Source organism: Pedobacter sp. KBW06 (assembly GCF_003852525.1).
GTDB lineage: Bacteria > Bacteroidota > Bacteroidia > Sphingobacteriales > Sphingobacteriaceae > Pedobacter.
The window spans coordinates 794,304-814,533 of sequence record NZ_QAJL01000003.1 but is presented as its reverse complement, the minus strand read 5'-3'; the positions used below and the strand labels follow the sequence as shown (position 1 = coordinate 814,533).

Below are 20,230 nucleotides of genomic sequence, written 5' to 3'. Positions count from 1 at the left end.
TTAACTGATAAAAAAATGAAACGATTTCATTACTCACTTATATTGCTTTCCCTTATTGGAATCCTGTTTTCTTCCTGTTATAAGGACAAAGGGAATTATGACCTCAGGCCTGTGGATCAGCTCAGTACCCAGGGGCCTGAGTTCAACCAGGACAATTTCGTCTTTTCTCAGCTCGATAGCCTGAAGATCAATCCGGAGGTGACGTTTACGGGAGACAGTGCGCATCTGGAGTACAGCTGGAAGCTGATTCCGCAACTGGCAAGGGTAGGGGATACCACCATCAAAAAGATCTCTTCACTGAAAAACCTGTTGTATGTAGTCCGGGTACCCATCGGGCTTTACACTGTTCTTCTGGAAGTGAAAGATGTAAAAACTGACATCATCAGGAGCAGAACCTACGGGCTTAATGTAAAAGCAAAAGCTTCACAGGGATTTCTGGTGCTGAATGACAAAGAGGGAGGTGTTCAGGACATCGACGTTATTCTGGACAATACCAAGCCTGAGATTTTTTGGGGTGCTTTCTCCGCTAACAATACCTTCAGCCTCAGGGAAGCCACCGGGATGAGCATGATCCAGTCGGCCGCAAATGCCAGTGGTTTACTATATGTCTTTAGAAAAAGCGGTGGTTATACGTTATTGCCAAGCTTTGGTTTCTTACAGGATGTTAAAGCCTGGTTTTTTGATGCTCAAAGTACGTATGCACCAACATTGATCTACCAGGATTTTTTTGGCGCAAACAATTACATGATCAATAACGGAAATGTACATACCACGAATCTGATCACCCCGCCACTGTTGTTCGGTTACCGGGCTTCTGGTGATTATAAGGCTACAAAATCATTGATCATGAGTACTTATGTTTTTGTATACGATGACCTCCATCACCGCTTCTTGAAGTTCAATAAGTCTGCCGGGAAAATGCAATCCATTATCAAGAATCCGGCAGATGCTTTTGATATCGAAGATATAGGCAATAAATCCTGTCTGCTTTTCGACCACAATATGGCTTCCACGGTAAGCCCCGGTGCCGCAAATTTCAATACTTTAAAGCCTTTGGCTTATTGTAAAGACAATCAGACCGGGAAAACCTTTGTTTATAAATTTGGTTTTTACAGGTCGCTGGCCAGTTATTGCGAAAGTGTGAAAGAGGTGACTGCTCCCGGCTTTTCTACAGCAACAGCTTATGTGAATGCTTCCAATAATCCACTTACCTATTATGCATCCGAAAATAAGATTTACGCTTATGATTTTACCAATGATGTGGCCAGGATGGTCTATACTTTTGATCAAACGAATGTATCCATTGATCAGTTGATGACAAACGGAACACAGCTTTTTGCAGTGGTAAACAGCAAGACAGGCAATTCAGGTGCTGTTTTCTTCTTTAAAGTAGCCGCTACAGGTTCATTCACAGGGGATACCTACTTTTCTAAGTATGAAAAATTCGGAAAAATTACTGAGGTAAAGTATAAAAACAATACACTCAATCCAGCAATACCCTGGAAATAACAAGAGTGGTCAGATTAATAAAATTCATCATTTTGCCATTTAAAGGCTTTATGTGTTTGGTGTCGCATAAACATGGCTGTTGGTACTCAGTTATGTCCGGCGGGCCTCCTTCCGGAATGATGAATCCATTTTGAGACTACTCTTTCTTTAAAAACTACCCCGGGGGAGCTCCCCCTCCTTCGGGGCTGGTTTTTGTACATCCTAAACACACACAAATTATAACCTTATGAAACGAATACTTGTAGTGATCCTGAGCATGGTCACAGGCCTTACTTATGCCCAGGGCATTAACTTCGAAAATGTGCCTGGCTGGAAAGATGTCCTCGCGAAGGCCAAAAAAGAAAAGAAAGCCATTTTTGTCGACAGCTATACCACCTGGTGTGGTCCTTGCAAACAAATGGACAAAGATGTTTTTCCGCTGAAAGAAGTGGGCGATTTTTTCAATGCCAATTTCATCAGCTTTAAATTACAAATGGATAAAACCCCAAAAGGCGACGCTCTTAAAAAAGGGCAGTATGCTGATGCGGAGAGGTTTGAAAAAACGTATCAGATCAATTCTTATCCATGCTATCTGTTTTTTGATGAACAGGGTACCCTGATTCATAAAGCTGGCGGAGGAGGTTTGAAACCTGCTGATTTCATCGCTATAGGAAAAGAGGCACTGGACCCTGCTCAGCAAATGCTGTCGTTCAAAAACAGGTATAGTAAAGGTGAAAGGTCTGCTGAATTTATACAGGCCTATGTTAAGAAACTGGCTGCTGCCGGAGATTCAGGACTTGCTGCTGTTGCGGATGATTTTCTTAACCTTCAAAAAGATAAGTTCTCTTTAGAAAGCATTCAGCTGATGATGTTTATGACCACGGGAAGCAGCAGTAAGTATTTCATGGAACTCCTGAAGAATAAAGAGAAGCTGGCTGCCGCCATCGGCAATGAAAAAGCAAAGGCTTACTTAAAGAAAGTGATTGATGCGGAGATCATGTCCAGAGCGCTGAAAATAGAGATGGGAAAAGATAACCAGAAGAGCTACCGCATTGATGAGGCCGGTTTATCTGCTTATTTTAAACAGTTTTATGCACCCGATACCGCCGAATTTCTGAGCGCTTTTCATGCCGCATCCATCCTTAAAATGCTGGATGAAGATCAGGCCTGTTTAAAAGCCAAAGAGGTATTGGCAAAACATGGTTCAAAACCAGACATGCAGCAGTCTGCACAACTGGCCCTCCTGATTGCAAGAACAGGGGCCAGTCAGGAAGACAATAAGCTGGCGCTGTCGGTTTTATCTGCTTACGGGCAGAGTTCAGATTATTTAGTGAACCAGACCCTGAGTAAGCTATACAGTTATCATGCCGAGCCGGTAAAGGCTTTGGAATATGCCGCTAAAGCCTTGGAAATCATGAGGAAAAATAAACCCAACTATCCGGATATCAGCCCTGAAGAGTTTTTGAAGAGAACTTTGTCGTCCAATATTACCCCTAAAATTGTGATCAATTAAATATGAATTTATCAAGAAATGTAAGGATGCGCAACATTCTTTTTCTAGCCCTCATGCTGGGATCGTCAGCAGAGTTATTTGCTGCTCATGACCGCCTCCATTCTTTTAAAACTGAAATAGAAAGTGTGCAGAAGGGGGCCGGGCTTAAAGCGCCGGTATTACCTGAACAGATCAAATCGGGCTTTAAATTCCTGGGCGGTTTAATGTTTGTCGAGGTGGTCGTGAATGGAGAAAAAGGGCTTTTGCTGGTAGATACGGGAAGCAATGGTTTTATCCTGCTCAATTCTGAATACTTTAAATCCCAATCCAGTGGCCTGCAAATGAAAGGAATGGCTGGAGCCCTGGCCATAGAAAAGGTGAAGCTGGAAAAACTGGAATGGGAGAACCTGAAACTGGAAAATCAAAGCCTTCCCGCCTTTAACATGAGCCAGCTTAAAACCGGAACAGGAGATAAGGTTCTGGGACTGATCGGGAGTTCTTTTTTTAAAGAATATCATTTGGTGATGAACTTTGCCAGTAGGGAGCTGGAATTGAGTAAGAAGCTGGTTAAATCCCCTTTGATTAAAAATATCCTTCCCATTATTCAGCTTCCTTTTGAATTGCTGAATGGTTTTCCGGTGGTAAAAGCGAACATTGGAGATCAGGCTTATCAGTTTGTGATGGATACCGGGTCCACAGATAATGTTATTGATCAGGGCATTGAAAAGGAGATTGCTGCGATCTGGACAGAAACAGGAGCGGTAAACATGACGGAGGGGAGTGGCAATGGCGGGAAAGTCCGCAGAGGTAAGCTTAAAAGTTTCCTGATCGGAGGCTTAAATATGGAACAAATTGGAATGGGCCTGAATGTAATGCCCGATTTCGATAAAAAAATGAACATTTCCGGAATCCTGGGATTTCAGTTTTTGAAATACTTTTTTGTGGAGATCAGCTATCCTGACAAAACCATGAAATTTTATGATATGGCTGCGGTATTGCAGCAGCAAAAGAAATAAGGGTTTGAAGCAGGGTTCATAACCCTGCTTCAAACCTCGTTTATTCATGGTTTAGGGAGACTTTATAAATTTCTACTTCCCCATAGGCTTCACAGGATTCTCCCTTTACTTTCCTCTTCCCCTGACAGGAAGATTGTACATAGGCCCCGGCTTTAAAATAGGCATTTCGAAATGCTTTAGGATAGCTGAACCTGAGCTGTCCATTGTAATAACAATCAGTCTGGTCTTTGCTCACTTTGAAGGACACGGTAAACCGGGTTCCCAGCTGGTAATTCTCTTCCAGTACCGGGCCTTTTTCATCGCCCATTTTAACAAATAGCTTGTTTTTTTCTAACCTGAAGACAATTACATCGTCCTGGTCATCGTGAATCTGGCCAACTACAATGTGCGGCTTTTCGAGTGGAAGATGGCTGATGCGCTGGTCAATAAACAGGGTATGTGTGCCTGTTGAAGAAGACCAGGACGCATTTTTCTTTCCATCGTTTGTCATCTCTCTTAATTCCGATCTCGGATAACCAGAGCCGGAGGTGGTTGTTCCCCCGGTATTGGCCCGAAATACGACCGCATCTCCGGAAGCATTGGTATGAAACCATTGCGGATGCTGGTATGTATTTAACTCCGGTTGTTTATATTCATCAGATCTGCCAGGTGTTTTAATCCCTTCCGGAACGTTTAATTTCCAGTTTTGCAGGGTTAATATTTCTGAAGGCAGCTGTGCAAGGGCTGGCTTTACTGAGCTTAATGCTACAAGCAGCAGGAATTTATTCAGGTTCATAGTTCGTAATTCCAATAAGAGATTGATCGTTAGCCGCAGGAGCTCCATCAGACCATTCGAAGTTTAATTTTTCCGGGTTTTTATAGCTGGGTTTAATCTGGTAAATGTGCGGGCCTGAGACTTTATTATAAAAGGACTCTACCTTTCCCGATTCGTAGAAGTTGCAGTAATCAACCAGGATCTTGTCCCAGCGGTATTCCTGGAAGAGAATCGCCCGGCCGCCTTGTCCGGAATGGGAAAAGTTGCTGTTGGTCAGGGAAGCCTGTTGTGCACCAATCAGTCTGACTACCGTTCCCTGCTCTCTGTTTTCGACCTCGTTAAAAGTACAGTGGTCTATCGTTACAAAAGGCCCTAAAGTACTCTCATCATTCCCGCCACGGTAAACATTGATGGCAGCACCCAGCAGGTTCGTAAATGTACAGTTTTTGATGAGCGTATATTCTGCATTGTACATCCCTTTGTCGTCCTTCTCGGATGCGAGGTCAATTCCCGTACCTGACATGTGATGGAATATGGAATTGGTAACCACAAGACTATCTGCCAATGTGCTTTTTGAAGCTTTGAAACCGGCATTCGTACTTTCATTATAGTCGTAAAACTCACAATCGTCAATAAACAAACGGTAAGGCCTGTTCATGGGCAGGTCTGTAGAGCGGATTCCGGCATCAGCAGCGGAGAAACTTTCATAGGTTCCTTTGAAAGCAATGCCTTTTACCGCAAGGTCAGCTCCATTTTCAATACTGATGAGAGCGGGCATGGCTTTATAAGAAGCGTTGACTAAAACAGGTCTGCTTTTCAAACCTTTTGCCGCCATGATGACGAGGGGTTTCGTTACCAAAAGTGCTTTCTGCATCTTGTACAAAGCAGGTTCGTTAAGGACAATGGTATCTCCCGGAATGGCTTGCTGAAGGATTGCTGCTAAAGTATGGCTCTCGCTGGCTTTAACGGGAAAGCTCATGGGCTTTCTGTGTGTTTTTTCCTGTTCAGGACGGTACCAGGAAGCACCGGTATTTTCTTTTTTGATCAAAGGAAGTTTCTTTAAATCAGCGCCATAGTTTTTGTCGTAAGGCAGCTGAAAACCATTAATCTTTATGGTATTGGTTTTTATCTTTTTGAATCCCGGGGGAACCTCTCCTTCGAAATGATCATCCAGTCCGTTTTCGGAAAAGATGATTCCCTTTCCGGTATTTGCATTGCTGTAAATTTCCGGTCCTGAACTCAGGATCAGGTTGTTTTTAAAGGCCACATTTTCAGGGGCAAGTGTGCGCTCGGCATCTTTACCGGCCCCGAATAAAATGCTGGCACTATGGATAAAAGTATTGCGCTCAATCAGGGCGTCTTTTACCTGATAATACCTGTTGATCAATGAATTGGGGACGCCGTTCAATACCGCAAGCGCAGCTCTGAAATTGGTACCCTGAAGCTCAGAAAATACATTGTTAAAGACTTTTTGGTTGGGGTTAATTACCCGGACACCTCCGGTATAGGGTTTGTTGTTCCCGATGAAAAAATTGCCTTCCACCACATTTCCTGAACCATGTCTCAATACCAGTCCGCCTTCACATTCCAGAAAGGTATTGAAGCTGACGTTATTTTCACCCGATTTAATTGACACGATCTCTACTTCTCCATTGCATCTTTCGAAAAAATTACGGACAATATTGGTTCTGGAAGCGGTTAAAGAATATCTGGAAACACCTATCCGGATCGTCTCTCCGCCATTAGAACCGAAACGCTGACGGCCTTTGAAATAATTGCTGTCGATGCTGTGCTCATTTTGCTGACTGCGTTCATCGTCCAGCTCTGCAATAATAAGCGGTCCGGAATTGAGTTTATTGACAAAAGTAGAATGGTCAATGCGGTTGTGTTTGCCATATAAGGTCAGCCAGCTGTCGGCTTTAAACCTTTCCGGCTGACTGTAATTCTCAATCACAATTCCGGTAACCCGACAATTGTTGGCCAGGATCTCATTACTGATGCGGAAGGAAATCACTTCTCTTTTCGGACTGAAACCATTCCTGAAATGAAAATCTTTAAATACCAGATAGGAACCACCCAGCTGTACAAATGACTGGCCGGTAAAGGTGACGCCACCGGGTGTCTCCGGCATAATGACGATTGGTTTTGTTGCGGTTCCTTTTCCCTGAAGCCGGAGTCCTGCATTGTGCCATTCCTTATTTTTCAATAGAATGACTGCGCCGGGATTTGCTTTCGCAACCGCTGCGTTTAAGGCTTCCGGACTTTCCACGAGTACGGGATTCTGGCCTTGCAGCAGTGTCGTGCCTCCCCGGAGGGAAGCTGCCCCTGCTTTCTCCGGACCAGAAAAAGCGCCGACGCTGCAGAGCAGGAGAAAAGATAAACTAATTGTCTTCATGGCTTATTTGGAAACTAAAATGTCAAACTTAATAGTGGATAATGCAGGAGTTGACCCGATACTGACTTCTTTTGCCCTCATTAACTGATTGACAAAGCTGCCATCAGCTTTAGGTACGCGAATCCAGATGAGATAGGCAGTCGTCAGGTTAAAGGTATTGGCGGCCTGATTGGTAACCAGGGCATCGAACTTGGCGGTACTGCTTCCTGGAACGAGAATTCCTTCAAAGAATTTATCATCCAGATCGGTAATACTATTGCTGGTATAGGCTGCATAGATTTTGTCTGCGGCGGCGGTTCCGGGGATCAATACCCTGAACCGGGTTGCTTTGAGGTCTGCTGCATTTGGCTCCCAGATTAAAGCGCCACATTTATAATTTTTAGCAATGGTGGTCGTATTTCCCGGGCTATAGAGGGTGAAGACGGGAGTGGTGCCGGAACAATAGGTTACAAAATCCATTTTCTGTTCCTGTCCGCTGATGTTACAACTGCCCAGAATGGTACCGCTTTCTCCGATAAAGAAGCTGCCTGAAGATGGGGCGGAAGCTGTTCCGTTGGCCATCATACTCAGGTCCTGATACAAGGCATAGGACCTCAATGGAATGGTAATGAAGGCCTCGGCTTTTAATCCAAAATGATCTGTAACCACTACTTTTAGCTTCGCTGCGTTTTTACGATAGGTATAGTCGTAATTCAGTGCATATATCTTTTCATTCTGTGTCAGATCGATTTTGGATACGAGTGCAAATGTCCCTTCATAATCATCATAGATCTCGATCAGTTTCAGGCCGTTTTCAGAACTGGCCTTTGCAGTAATGCTGATTTTACCATTGTTATCCGGAAGCAGGCTTAAAGGCGTGTTTTCCAATTTAGGAAGGGGAGGTGTAAAAGCGCTGACCTTTATGAAACTTTCAAAAGAGGTATTGTCCAGGTGTTTCACCATCATTTTTACGCCGGAGACCGCGATCATTTTTGCGTTTCCAAAACTGAGGGTAGGAACATTGAATTTATAGGCATTTCTGCTTTCTCCGGGAGGTGTTCCGATATAGATCAGGGAGTCAGGAACGTTGTTTCGCACGAGGTAATAATAAATCAGTTTGATTCCTGCCGGCGAGTTTAGTTCGCCGTTAATTTCTGTATCAGGGCTGATCTGTCTGGTCGCCATGTTATAACTGAAATCCTTGGTGCTGACTGTGTCCGGGCTGCTGCCTGTTGTTTTATCTTTTTTGCAGCCCTGAAAGAGAATGCCGGTCAAAAGCGCAATGGTTAAAAAAGTATGCTTCATCATCAGTTTGGTTAAAGGTTAGTACCCTGGGTTTTGAATGATTTTTATCTGGTCGTTGGCATCCAGTTCCCGCTGAGGAATGGGCAATAATAATTTTTCTTCGGTCAGGTTGGCCTGTAATTCGGCAAGGGTAAATGCCGGGCGGTAGGCTTTATAATGCGAGTCAAACTCCAATGCATAATGATTTTTGATCACTTTTATCGCCTGCCCGGTTCTCAAAAGATCAAAGAACCGCTGATTTTCAAATGCAAATTCAAACCTTCTTTCGTTCAGCAATGCCGATAAAAAGCGGGACTCATCTGTGAGCCCATTCGGGTTACTTCCATCCAGCGGATATTTGTAGAATCCGGTATTGAAATCGCCGCTGGTATAGTCCACAGCTCCGGCTCTTTCCCTCACCTGATTGATCAGTACGGTCGCCGCATTTCCAAAGCCTAAAGCTTCTGCTTTCATCAGCAGTACATCTGAGAAGCGGAGGACCGGGAAATCATTTTCTGCATCGAATTTGACCAGTACCGGGGAGATGAATTTTTTGACGTATAATTTAGAAGAATATTTGGCCATGGTAACGGCCTTTCTGCTGTCGGTAGCTCCTGTAGCAGGAGTTTTATAGGCCAGGTCCAATTCATTGGTCGGGAAATTATAACCGCTGCCATCACCATTTACGATCGCACTTCCACTGGAGGTGGGCGCAAAGTTATTGGCCATCAGGTTGCCCAGGCCAAATCCACCGGCTTTAAACCTCACGGCAAAAACAATCTCTTTGTTCATCTCGTTGTTGATGGAAAATACATCTGCAAAGGAAGGCAGTAAAGCATGTCCGCTATTGCTGATCACTTCATCGAGTAAAGGGAGAGCTGCTCCAGGTTGTTTGGTAGTCAGGTATACTTTTGCCAGGAGCGCTTTTGCTGCCCAGGAAGTGGCGCGTCCCACCTCGGTATTGCTGGCCGGGGAATAGGGGGCCGGAGAAAGCAGGTCTTTGGCGGCCGTCAGATCTGCAATGATCAATTCATAACAGGCTGCTACAGGTGTCCTGGCAATTTTCTTTGATTGTTCCGGATCTACGGGCTCCGTCACCAGGAATACATCGCCATACAGTCTGACCAGGTTAAAATAATGGTAAGCACGTAAAAACAGGGCTTCCCCTGCAAGCTGGTTTTTCTGTGCCGCGCTCATCACTGCTGTTCCTTCTCCCAGACTAGTTTTTCCGGCGGTATAACCGACGCCAAGACTCTTCAATACATAATTGACCGACCTGATGTTTTTGTACGTCTGCAGCCAGTACTGGTAAACTTTATCATGTGCCGAGTTCAGCGTAAACATATCCAGTTCATTGAACTCGAAATTGATGGCTGCCGAACTGTTGGCTACCCCTTGTTTGGAATTGTCCGTTCTGAGGTCGCTGAGCATCCATTCATATTCCAGCGGCTTTTGTAACCCGTAATAACAGCCGGTTAACCCTGCCTTGGTTTCCTCATAATTTCTATAAAAGGCATTTACCCCGATGTTGGAAATGGGATCAATGTTGATGATCTTTTTGCAAGCCATTGTGCTCATGATCAGTAAAATTCCTGTTCCGATATGCGTCAGCTTTTTCATTTTAAATATGCTTAGGTGGTTCATCATTAGAAGTTAACATCTATCCCAAAAGTGTAGGTCCTGGAAATCGGGAATGCGCCGCGTTGGTATCCATCTACAAGAGGAGAGGAATATTGCGAAGAAGTGGCCCTGGCTTCCGGGTTAATGCCCCGGTAAGATTTTCCCATCAGGTAGAGTAAATTGTCGGCGGAGCTGTACACCCGGATTCCGGTAACTCCTAATTTTTTAGTGAATTTTGAAGGGATGGTATAGCCCAGAATTACATTTCGGATGGCGGCGTAAGAACCATCTTCGATCACATAGTCTGTTAACAGCCAGTTTTCTCCGTTGGTGTAATAAGGGGTTTTGCCGTCGCCGGGATTTGCGGCACTGATCCACCTGTTTTTGTTGAAGTTTTCATTGTACCTTCTGGATTCGTTATAGTTTGCATCTCCGTTGATCAGCTTCACACCCTGAACGCCCTGAATCAGGATGTTGAGGTCAAAACCTTTGTATTTGAACGTATTGTTGATGCCCCAGGTGAAATCCGGAAAAGGACTTCCCAATGCGGTACGGTCATTTACGTCAATCTTATTGTCGCCATTTACATCTACAAATTTTAAACCTCCGGGTGCATAATATTTTGCCAGCGTAGAAGTTTGTCCGCCTGCCTTTGCTTCATCAATCTGCGCCTGTGAGGTCCAGATCCCATTTGTTTTATATCCGAAAAACTGAATCGCCGGTTGTCCGACAATGGCGGCATAGATCTCATTCCTTTCCCCGTAATTGTATTGAAAGGGCTCGCCGCCAAGTTCCAGTAATTTGTTCCTGTTGGCAGAAAAGTTCAAAGAGGTTGACCATTGAAAATGATCATTTTTAATGTTGTGGGAGCTGAGTTCAATTTCCAGACCCTGGTTTTTGATCCTGCCCGAGTTGTCGAAATATTCAAAAGATCCGCTGAAAGATTGTGTAGAGCGTTTGTAAAGGAGTTTATCGGTATTGGAATTGTAGTATTCCAGTGTCAGTCCGAATCGGTCTTTCATAAAACCGAGGTCTAAGCCTGCATTGAATTCAAAGGTCCGTTCCCAGGTGATGTTCGGATTGGCCAGTACATCAGAGTTGGGGGCAAGGCCAAGGTTCACGGAACCTGTGCCGCTTCCGAAAGAATAGTTGCCCGGATACAGCAGGTTCTGGAAGGCAAAGCTCTGGATCTTATTGTTTCCTGTAGCCCCGTAACTGGCCCTGATTTTCATGTTACTGATCCAGGAAATATTTTTCATAAATTCTTCTTTTCCGATTCCCCATCCGGCAGATACCGCAGGGAAGGAACCGAATTTTTGTCCTTCGGCGAAATAGGAACTGCCATCCATCCTGAAACTAACTGCCAGCAGGTATTTGTTCTTGTAATCGTAAGTGAAACGGCCAAGGTAAGAGATCAGGCCGATGCGGTCTTTTAAAGTATTGGTTAAAGCCTGGTCAATTTGTGCAGCCTGATTCAGGGTTTCAAAGTTGTCGGTAGGGAAGTTTCTTCCAACCATGTTTGATTCTTTAATCTGGGTTTGCTGGGTGGTAAAGCCCAGTAATCCGCTGAAGCTATGGTTCCCTTTGGTCAGGTTATAGTTCAGCGTGTTTTCCAGCAGGAGGTCAAGATAGGTTTTGGTATATATGGTCGCTTCGTTCACATCGCCATCTTTTCGGGCGCTGGATTTGGTGAAGGTATTGTTTTCCTGTTGGGAATAGTAACCGCCTATGGAGCTTTTAAAGATCAGGTTTGGCAGGAATTTGATGCTGACATCACCTCCGCCAAGCATCCTGTAGGTTTGCTGGTCGCGGGTTTCACGTGCAGCGATGGAAACCGGGGTATTGTTACTCGTGGCAAAAGGTTCCACCGGGCCGGTACTCGTCCAGCTGCTTCCGTCGGGCATGGTTCCTGAATATTGCAATCCGTTAAAATGCCGCGCCTGTACAAAATCTCCGGGAAGAATATTTGCCCATTGAGAGTTCTGACGCACATAAGCTGCGGTAAAGTCATTGTGACGAACCGGGAGGAAGGAGCCAAACCTGAAATAATCCGTGAAATTTACTGCAGGTCTTTGTGTTTTAATATAGGAAGGGTTGAAATTGATGCTGAAATCGACTTTCTTGCTCAATGCGCCATCGACTTTCGCTTTCACATTGATCCGGCTGTTGTCACTGTATTTAAGCACGGCTTCATCTTTTTGCCCGCTGGCAGAAATGTAATACCGAAGGTCTTTTTTACCGCCGGAGATGCCCAGCTGAATATTTTTGATGCCTGCACTTTGCAGGGCTTCCTGCTGCCAGTCGGTGGGGATGCCACTAATCTGGTCTTCGATGATATAAGCTGCTCTTTCCGGACCCGTGATCAGGTTTTTTGAATTGGCAGGGACCGTCGGGTCATTTTCCCTCAGGGCAGCTTCTGCAAAAAGCATTTTTGTATAATCGGTAATGCTCATGATCGGGTTGAGCGCATAAGGTTTCTTGAAACCATAATAGGATTTCAGGCTATACCTGGGCTTGTCGGAATTTCCACTTTTGGTGGTGATCAGGATGACTCCGTTGGCCGCCCTGGAACCGTAAATGGCTGCAGATGCAGCATCTTTTAATACTTCTATAGACTCCACATCCTGTGGGTTGACAAAGGATAAACCATCCGGAACCGGATAACCATCTACCACAACCAGGGGCTGTGAGCCGGCACTGATCGAGCTAAACCCACGAACCCTGACAATGGGTTCTGCACCGGATTCGGAACTGACATTCTGAATGGTCACTCCGGCAATTTTTCCGATCAGGGCATTGTCCAGACGGGCGGTCGGGATTTCATCCAGGTTTTCATTTTTCAATTTACTGACTGCACCTGTTACTGCTGATTTTTTCTGTGTACCATATCCGATCACGACGACCTCGTTCATCGTATTTGGAATTTCCTGAAGGGTTATGGTGATGCTTTCTGCTTTTTTAACAACATAGGCCTGCGGTTGAAAACCCAGGAAATTGAAAAGCAATAGCTTTCCCGTTTCGGCAGTGATGCTAAACGCTCCGTTGTTATCGGTTACGGCACCTTGTTTGGTATCTTTCACCGTCACAGATGCACCTGGTAAAGTTTCGCCGGTTGCGGATTTCACCACACCTTGTACTTTTACCTTGCTTTGTGACCAGCCTGTGTTTGCGAACAGGAAACACGAGAGCATAACAATCCCTATGCTTCGCAACAAAACTTTAAAATTCATATCTGGTTAATTTATATTTGGTTCAGGTTGTATCTACTTGGTAAAATCCCCATTTACGGTAGAAAGCAGCTTTTTTGTAACAGTGTAAAGCCAGTATTGGTTAAATACGGGAAGCCGGAGCTTCCCGCATGGTGTTTCCGGTTTAAGAAAAATTTAAACCGCCATTGATGTCTATATTTGTTCCGGTGATGTAAGTGGCCTGGTCTGATGCCAGGTACACAATCAGGTCTGCCACTTCTGAGGCTTGTCCTTCTCTTTTCAGTAAAGTCGCATTGGCCACATTTACCCGCACTTCAGGTTTACTGAAAGTATCGTGAAAAGTGGTTGCGATCATACCTGGTAAAACTGCATTTACGCGAATGTTCTTCGGGCCAAGCTCCTTGGCCAGTGCCCTGGTATAGGTCGTTACCCCACCTTTAGCTGTTGCATAAGCACTTGCACCTGGTCCGCCGCCATCTCTTCCTGCAAGGGAAGATAAGTTGATAATGGAAGCTCCGGAACCCATGTAAGGAATTGTCGCTTTGCTCACGAGATACACACTTTTAAGGTTGAGGTCCATCACTGCATCCCAGAAATCTTCATCCAGTTCTGCGGTTGGTTTTCTGGCCACCATTCCTCCGGCAACATTTACCAGAATGTGGATTTCCCCGCCAAAGGCAGTCCTTGCCTGTTCGATCAGTTGGGTCACCTCTGCAGATTTTGTCACATCACCTTTTACGATGATGGCTTCTCCGCCATTTTCTTTAATCAGATTTAACGTCTCTTCTGCATTGGCCAGGTTGCTCAGGTAATTGATCACCACTTTGGCCCCTTCTGCTGCCAGCTGTAAGGAAACAGCTCTTCCGATATCTCTTGAACCACCGGTTACAATTGCCACTTTATTTTTTAAACGCATATTAAAATATTTATGAATGAATGATTTTTTTAGAAGTAATGTATTTGATGCAGATCCAGGTAACGGGAACCAGGACTGCAGCCAGGACGAAGAAAGAGACGTAACTCGTTTTCGTCATTGCGGGTACTGCCCAGGTGGTGATCAGGGTTCCCACTACTGCTGCGGTACCGCCCATGCCGGCAACAGTGCCCACATTTTTCCCGTTGAAATAGTCGCTGGGTAAAGTTTGAAGGTTGCCGATCAGGAATTGAAAACCGAAAAGGGTAGTCCCAATCAGCACCATGGCCAGGACGGGTGTAGATTTCAGTCCGTCCAGCAGATAAACAATGGCAATTAGGGAAACCAGCATAATGCCGCAGCCCAGTGCCACAGAATTTTTTCTTGCTTTAACCGCATCAACTCCCCGTTTCACCTGCCAGGAAGAATGGTAACCACCCAGCAGACTGCCGATTGCGGCAAACAGGTAGGGTAGCCAGGTAAAGGCACCGATCTGTTTAATATCGAACAGGAACTGTTCTTTCAGAAAGGTGGGCAACCAGGTCACAAACAGCCACCATACCGGGTCGATAAAGAACCTGGCCATAATGATGCCCCAGGTATTTCTGAATTTCAACAATTCCCTCCAGCTCAGTACAGGCACGACTTCTACAGAACTGTTGCTTTCCGGATCCGTATCGAGGATATAGTTTCTTTCTTTTTCTGTCAGCCATGGATGTTTTTCTGGAGCCGCCTTATTGATGATCAGCCAGGGGATGATCCAGATCAGACCTAAGGCCGCAATGAGGACGAAGGTCATTTTCCAGCCGAAAACGATGTACAGAAAAGCAATGATGGGGGCGGAAACCACCGATCCCAGTGATGCACCGGCGCCAAAGATCCCTTGTGCAATGGCCCTTTCTTTTGCCGGAAACCATTCTGCATTGCTCTTGGTTGCTCCGGGCCAGTTGCCCGCTTCGGAAAAACCCAGCATAAAGCGGAAGATGTTAAAAGACATCAGCGACCTTGCAAAAGAATGCAGGGCAATGGAGATGCTCCATCCGATGATCGAAATGGTCATCCCCAGTCGGGTACCTACAGCATCCATGAGTTTACCGGTAAAGGTTTGACCCAAAGCATAAGCGATCATAAAGAAGGTCGTGATCAGTGCAAGCGCATTTTTATTGTCGGCATCCGCAATCCCAAATTCCTTGTAAATGTAGGGCCACATGATATTGATGGCACTTCTGTCGATATAGTTGATCACTGTTGCCAGGGCAATCAGCGCTACAATGTACCACCGTAATCCTTTGATCTTCATAGTCCCAGTCCTTTCAGGAATTCCATGATCTTGGCATTGACCATTGCATTCTCTTCTGCAGGGAATTTTCCGTGTAAGCCACCTTTTACGGTAATGAATTCATTTTTAACCCCCATTTCGTCGAGCTTTGCTTTCAGGGCAACAGATTGCTCATAAGGAACCGTTGGATCGGCATCGCCATGCACGATAAATACAGGCGGACTGCTTTTCTTCACCTGATAAAGGGGAGATACAGATTTGGCAAAGTCTTTATCTGTTGCTTTTGCACCTAACCAGCTGGTTGCCGATTTGCTGGTCTTTAACTTGCCATAGCCCCAATCCCAGACATCGGTAATGCCATATTTATCAATAATGGCGGCTACTTTGATGTTTTCTGTTCCTTTGCAATTGCCATCAAAAAGGGGATTGTTTTCCATTAAACCTCCCATTAAAGCCAGGTGTCCGCCAGCGGAGGCACCCATGATGACAATTTTACTGACATCAATATTTAAGGTTTTCGCATTCCTGATCAAGTAGATTAAAGCGCAGCGCGTATCTTCTATCGCCGCAGGAGCAGTTGCTGCTCCGGTAAGGCGATACTCAATATTGGCTACCGCATAACCTTTTTTAAAGAAGGCACTGAAACCGCCCTGTGATTCTTTGGTTCCTTTATTCCAGCCTCCGCCATGAATGTTGATGATTAAAGGGGAAGCTGTTCCTCCTGTTGGAGGCAGGTATAAATCCAGTTTTCCTTCCCAGCCATTTACTTTGGTATACACAACATTGAGCTGCTCGCTGAAGCCTTTAGGATATTGTACTTTTTTAACGGTAGTAGTGTCTTGTGCGCTAAGGCCGATCGTGGTCCATAGCAAAGCGCAGAGTATCATGAGTTTTTTCATTAGAATGGTTTTTAGGTTTACAAGAAATCTTCACGGTGAGGGGAGAACACATCGATAAGGATCCCTGGCTCAAGGCATACACAACCGTGAATCTCATGTGGAGGAGCGTAAAAGCCATCTCCTTTTTTCAGGATTCTTTTCTCTTCACCGATCCTCATTTCAAACACGCCGCTATCTACATAGGTTACCTGCGAATGGTGGTGTTCATGAAGGACTCCGATGGCTTCCGCCTCAAATTTTGCTTTCACCAACATGATCTTATCGTCGTACCCGTAAACTTGTCTTTTGACCCCGTTCTTTAGGTCCTGCCATTCCACCTGTTCTTCTATTTGAAATAAATTGCTCTGTATCATATTGATTAGTTAATTTTTATGAAGTTTTCTTTGCTGTTGTAATTGATCTGGTACTGATAAGTTTTTCCTTTGACTTTAAAAGAAAAGGAAGCCTGATTCGGATCGCTTGTAATGATCTTCAGATCGCTGATCATACTGTTGGCTCCGGTAGTGGTTTCGCTCACAGAATTGGTTTGTCCATGGCTTTCCGTGATGCTGAAAAAGAGCTGATCTTTACTGTCGGAAGAAGAAAGCAGAAAGGCTTTGCTTTCCAGCAGATTGGAATCCGGATCATTGGCCCCAAGGGAGACAAATTTTAAATTTAGAGGGGCATTTGTTGCGAAATGAACCGTGTAAAAGCGTTTGTTGTTTAAGATGCTGAGGTATCCGCTTTTTTCAGGAACAGCCTGTTCTGCATTTAACCAGAGGTGTTCATATCCATATTTACTGCCCAGTGGTTTTAGCTGATCGGTATAGTTCCTGATTTTTGGAGCAACATCTACCAGATTTCCCTTGTACCAAAAAGGAAGGTCATATTGATGTGCTTTTTCTGAATTTACCCGAAAGATATCGATCAGTAAAGGTTTTTTAAGCTCTTTAACTTTTAATAAAGCAGTGGTTCTGCTCATTTCCACTCCGGGATAGGCATTGCTTTCTCTGGCACTAAAGACCTGCAGGTCTTTATCGGCTTTAAAATAGCTGACCTGTCCTGAGCTTTGCTGGGCAAGGTCTGCATTGGCCTTGAAATTGGAAGTTTGGTCAACTGTTAAGGTATTGTGGGCGATGGTTTGTTTTGCCCATGTTTTGTTTTCAGGAAGGTAGTCACCACCCTTTTTAGATTCGATGTTGATGAACCTTGCAGAGCCATAGTCCGGAAATACTTCGACCCCATTATCGTAATATAGAAGGTTCAGACGATCGAAATGTCCGTGTCCCATTCCCTGTGAAGCAGCTTTAATGAGCACAGCCTGCTGGTCTTCGTTACTGCCTGACCTCAGGATTCCCAGGCCGCCTTCGTTGCCGGAAGCACCGTCTTTGATCAGCTGACTTTGGTAGACAAATGGTTTGGATTTTCCTTCGCTAAGGTCTTTGGCAATTTTTAACCCTGCATCGGAAACCACCACTTCGCCTTGTTTCTCTGCAATGTCTAAAAGTTCGGCTGAGGCTTTAATATCCGCATAGGCAATGTCTACCCCATATACGAGCTCCGAAGATTCGTAGGTTTTACCTTTGACGGCGTCGTTTATGGGGAAGAAGGTTCCATCAGTATAGGTCAGTTGTAATGAAGTCTGAATGGCTTTGGAGAGTAGCTGGTCGCGATACTGAAATATTTTTAATTCCGGCTGATAGTTATTGATGGTTTTAGCAAAGATGACGAAAGGAAGAAGTGCATATCTCTGGTAATAAGGTCCTTCAGTATAGTATCCGTCGGGAGAGAAGAGCTGGTCAATTTGTGCGAGGTAACCTGTTTTTCCGTCTTTTGCAGAACCTTTCAAAGCCATCTGCACATAGTCCGGTTTATTGATGACGTATCCGGTCATTCCTACTGCGGCCACGTCCCAGGTGGCATGGTTATGGATTTTGTTGAAGGTTTCTGCACAATCTACCGTGAAAAACTTGAGGATAGGCTCAAATAAACCGGATTCTATGGTTTTTCTGTTACCTGCAGAGATGGCATCATGGGCGAGGTCGTAGGCCTGTATGGTGTACACCTGCCAGACAAAGTCATTGAGGCTTTGCCAGAAAATCCTTCCGCCCTGGTGGCCTTCTTTTCGTTTGGGGTGTAAGGGCCATTTTTGGTACTCCGCGGCATATTTTAACAACATCTGCTCGATATAAGCAGCATATTTTTTTTCACCTGAAATCTGGTAGGCAATTCCGCAATTCAGCATACTGATATAGTTCTTTTTATGCTGCTCATGGCTCCGTCCACCTCCGGCATCCTTAGGCACAGGCACCTCAATGGATTCCAGGATGGCTTTGTCGGCATCGGATTTTACCTTCTTCCAGGACTTTTTAAGCAGGGGATAGGTCTGTACACCTTTTCTTAGCGCTTCTGTATTTTGCTTGCTGAGCATGATGGATGGATGCTCCTGCGAGAAGGAAGGAAGGGTTAAAAAAAGGCAAATAGCGCCCCATACCCACTTTTTTAAGTAGTTCATAACGATTTTAAGAAGATTAAAATTTAGGGCTTATGCCATTTTTTGAGGGCGTCTTTATTTAGTTACCATGTACAATTTTTTGTGCGGCAAATCCCGCTTTACTAATCTGGAACATATCATTTAAATGTGCTGCAACTGCATTCTCTGCAGCATCAATATCCTGGTCCTGTATTGCTTTTAATATTTTCCGGTGTTCTTCAATGGCGAGAATGCCACGGTTATCTCCACAGATCTTATTTTCTACAATGCTTTTGATCAGGTCAGGAATCAGAATGAGGATCATCGATTCTATGACCGAATTCTTGGAAGCCTTCGCAATGCAGATGTGAAAGATCATGTCTTCTTCCACCGCATTCTGACTGGCATTTACTTTGGCTTCATAATCCAGCAATGCCTCGTTCAGGTTAATCAGGTCCTGAGCTGTTCTTCGCTCTGCGGCAAGCTTTACGGCATCCAGCTCGAGGTAATACCTGGCTTCCAGAAGTGCGTTAAAATCTTCTTTATTGAATTTTATAATGTCAGTAATGATGCTGTCCAGAACTTTGATGCTTAAACCGGAAACATAAGTGCCACTTTGGGGATTGGTTTTCAGGAGTCCGTAGAACTCGAGTTTTAAGATGGCTTCACGAACATAACTGCGGCCTACACCAAACTTCTCTGCAAGCAGTCTTTCGGCAGGAAGGCGATCTCCGGGCTGAAGTTGTCCGGAAGTAATGAGTTGTTTCAGCTGCCCGATGATTTTATCTACGGGAGTCTCCACCTCTATAGATCTGATCGTTTCTATAAATGATTTCATACGATATATTTGGTTTACCAATTATTGGTTTACCAAATCTATAAAATAAAATCATTAATCAAAAATTATTTGAAGCCCTGGGGAAAGGAGGGGTTTTGCTGGCCGGATTAAAGGCGGGCGGTTGCAGGTCTGGCTAAAGTTCGGACTTTTCGGGGACAGGTATGACGATGTTCTTCACCAGGGAATAGTCTTTTTCTTCATAATTCCATTCCAGGGTCATCTTCCATTTTCCCTTTTTTATTCCATCTAATGGAATTTCCAAAATGCCATCAGGATCACTCCTGAGGTACTTTATGATTGCAGGATCCTTTATTTTATCTCTGTTAACAAAGAAAGCTTTTACTGCAACCTGGTGCTCAAAACACATATTGATCTTTGTCATTGACTTGATAATTAGAACTAACAGAATTTCAATCAGAAAGCGCAATTAATAAACCATTGAAGCCTCAAAAATGTTTGGCGATTTGATTAATTATCAGTTTGTTACCTGTGGGTATGTAACGTTGTTTTTACCGGATTTGCTTTGAATGGGGCTAACAGTGGTCGGTCCTCCTTCGTCCCTTGTTCGACTACAACAGTTAACTGGAACGTACCAGGAACGTCTCTGGAACG

The 20,230-nt window shown here is 44.6% G+C and carries 15 protein-coding genes; 3 read left to right on the top strand and 12 right to left on the bottom strand.

Features of this window, described 5'->3' with window-relative positions; translation table 11 throughout:
* The first annotated feature begins 15 nt into the window (after positions 1–15).
* The 3 genes from DBR43_RS18220 (at position 16) to DBR43_RS18210 (ending at position 3,996) form a co-directional block, all read left to right on the top strand.
* Entirely contained in the window at positions 16–1,509 is a 1,494-nt protein-coding gene (locus DBR43_RS18220) for a PKD-like family lipoprotein (protein ID WP_124583367.1), read from the top strand.
* Positions 1,510–1,735: 226 nt separating this feature from the next.
* A complete protein-coding gene (locus DBR43_RS18215) occupies positions 1,736–3,001 on the top strand; it encodes a thioredoxin family protein (protein WP_124583365.1) in 1,266 nt (421 codons plus the stop codon).
* Positions 3,002–3,003: 2 nt separating this feature from the next.
* Positions 3,004–3,996 carry an aspartyl protease family protein gene (locus DBR43_RS18210; protein WP_124583364.1) on the top strand — a complete coding sequence of 331 codons (993 nt, stop codon included), beginning with the start codon at positions 3,004–3,006 and terminating at the stop codon, positions 3,994–3,996.
* A 40-nt stretch (positions 3,997–4,036) separates the two neighbouring features.
* On the opposite strand, the gene DBR43_RS18205 is transcribed toward DBR43_RS18210, so the two are convergent.
* The 12 genes from DBR43_RS18205 to DBR43_RS18150 form a co-directional block, all read right to left on the bottom strand.
* A complete protein-coding gene (locus DBR43_RS18205) occupies positions 4,037–4,771 on the bottom strand; it encodes a polysaccharide lyase family 7 protein (protein WP_233603030.1) in 735 nt (244 codons plus the stop codon).
* Complete coding sequence (locus DBR43_RS18200; RefSeq protein WP_124583359.1) at positions 4,758–7,145, bottom strand: chondroitinase-B domain-containing protein; 2,388 nt, start codon at positions 7,143–7,145, stop codon at positions 4,758–4,760. The genes DBR43_RS18205 and DBR43_RS18200 overlap by 14 nt, the downstream gene beginning before the upstream one ends.
* Positions 7,146–7,148: 3 nt before the next feature.
* Complete coding sequence (locus DBR43_RS18195; RefSeq protein WP_124583357.1) at positions 7,149–8,432, bottom strand: hypothetical protein; 1,284 nt, start codon at positions 8,430–8,432, stop codon at positions 7,149–7,151.
* Between the two features lie 15 nt (positions 8,433–8,447).
* Positions 8,448–10,028: a RagB/SusD family nutrient uptake outer membrane protein gene (locus tag DBR43_RS18190; RefSeq protein ID WP_124583355.1), complete on the bottom strand. Its 1,581-nt coding sequence runs from the start codon at positions 10,026–10,028 to the stop codon at positions 8,448–8,450.
* Positions 10,029–10,054: 26 nt separating this feature from the next.
* Positions 10,055–13,258, bottom strand: coding sequence for a SusC/RagA family TonB-linked outer membrane protein (locus DBR43_RS18185; RefSeq protein WP_124583353.1), 3,204 nt, complete (start codon positions 13,256–13,258; stop codon positions 10,055–10,057).
* Between the two features lie 142 nt (positions 13,259–13,400).
* A complete protein-coding gene (locus DBR43_RS18180; protein ID WP_124583351.1) occupies positions 13,401–14,153 on the bottom strand; it encodes an SDR family NAD(P)-dependent oxidoreductase in 753 nt (250 codons plus the stop codon).
* Positions 14,154–14,163: 10 nt separating this feature from the next.
* Entirely contained in the window at positions 14,164–15,450 is a 1,287-nt protein-coding gene (locus DBR43_RS18175; protein WP_124583349.1) for an MFS transporter, read from the bottom strand.
* On the bottom strand, positions 15,447–16,328 hold the full coding sequence (locus DBR43_RS18170) for an alpha/beta hydrolase (RefSeq protein WP_124583347.1): 882 nt from the start codon (positions 16,326–16,328) through the stop codon (positions 15,447–15,449). The genes DBR43_RS18175 and DBR43_RS18170 overlap by 4 nt, the downstream gene beginning before the upstream one ends.
* Positions 16,329–16,345: 17 nt before the next feature.
* Positions 16,346–16,681 (bottom strand): cupin domain-containing protein, encoded by a 336-nt coding sequence (locus tag DBR43_RS18165; protein ID WP_124583345.1) that lies wholly within the window; start codon positions 16,679–16,681, stop codon positions 16,346–16,348.
* Between the two features lie 5 nt (positions 16,682–16,686).
* Positions 16,687–18,822 carry a heparinase II/III family protein gene (locus DBR43_RS18160; RefSeq protein ID WP_124583342.1) on the bottom strand — a complete coding sequence of 712 codons (2,136 nt, stop codon included), beginning with the start codon at positions 18,820–18,822 and terminating at the stop codon, positions 16,687–16,689.
* A 58-nt stretch (positions 18,823–18,880) separates the two neighbouring features.
* Positions 18,881–19,618: a FadR/GntR family transcriptional regulator gene (locus DBR43_RS18155; protein ID WP_124583340.1), complete on the bottom strand. Its 738-nt coding sequence runs from the start codon at positions 19,616–19,618 to the stop codon at positions 18,881–18,883.
* Between the two features lie 133 nt (positions 19,619–19,751).
* Positions 19,752–20,000, bottom strand: coding sequence for a hypothetical protein (locus DBR43_RS18150; protein WP_124583338.1), 249 nt, complete (start codon positions 19,998–20,000; stop codon positions 19,752–19,754).
* Positions 20,001–20,230: the final 230 nt, after the last annotated feature.

Coding starts and splice junctions, on each gene's coding strand:
- DBR43_RS18220 (WP_124583367.1), top strand. CDS start 16: ATGAAACGATTTCATTACTCACTTATATTGCTTTCCCTTATTGGAATC.
- DBR43_RS18215 (WP_124583365.1), top strand. CDS start 1,736: ATGAAACGAATACTTGTAGTGATCCTGAGCATGGTCACAGGCCTTACT.
- DBR43_RS18210 (WP_124583364.1), top strand. CDS start 3,004: ATGAATTTATCAAGAAATGTAAGGATGCGCAACATTCTTTTTCTAGCC.
- DBR43_RS18205 (WP_233603030.1), bottom strand. CDS start 4,771: ATGAACCTGAATAAATTCCTGCTGCTTGTAGCATTAAGCTCAGTAAAG.
- DBR43_RS18200 (WP_124583359.1), bottom strand. CDS start 7,145: ATGAAGACAATTAGTTTATCTTTTCTCCTGCTCTGCAGCGTCGGCGCT.
- DBR43_RS18195 (WP_124583357.1), bottom strand. CDS start 8,432: ATGATGAAGCATACTTTTTTAACCATTGCGCTTTTGACCGGCATTCTC.
- DBR43_RS18190 (WP_124583355.1), bottom strand. CDS start 10,028: ATGAAAAAGCTGACGCATATCGGAACAGGAATTTTACTGATCATGAGC.
- DBR43_RS18185 (WP_124583353.1), bottom strand. CDS start 13,258: ATGAATTTTAAAGTTTTGTTGCGAAGCATAGGGATTGTTATGCTCTCG.
- DBR43_RS18180 (WP_124583351.1), bottom strand. CDS start 14,153: ATGCGTTTAAAAAATAAAGTGGCAATTGTAACCGGTGGTTCAAGAGAT.
- DBR43_RS18175 (WP_124583349.1), bottom strand. CDS start 15,450: ATGAAGATCAAAGGATTACGGTGGTACATTGTAGCGCTGATTGCCCTG.
- DBR43_RS18170 (WP_124583347.1), bottom strand. CDS start 16,328: ATGAAAAAACTCATGATACTCTGCGCTTTGCTATGGACCACGATCGGC.
- DBR43_RS18165 (WP_124583345.1), bottom strand. CDS start 16,681: ATGATACAGAGCAATTTATTTCAAATAGAAGAACAGGTGGAATGGCAG.
- DBR43_RS18160 (WP_124583342.1), bottom strand. CDS start 18,822: ATGAACTACTTAAAAAAGTGGGTATGGGGCGCTATTTGCCTTTTTTTA.
- DBR43_RS18155 (WP_124583340.1), bottom strand. CDS start 19,618: ATGAAATCATTTATAGAAACGATCAGATCTATAGAGGTGGAGACTCCC.
- DBR43_RS18150 (WP_124583338.1), bottom strand. CDS start 20,000: ATGACAAAGATCAATATGTGTTTTGAGCACCAGGTTGCAGTAAAAGCT.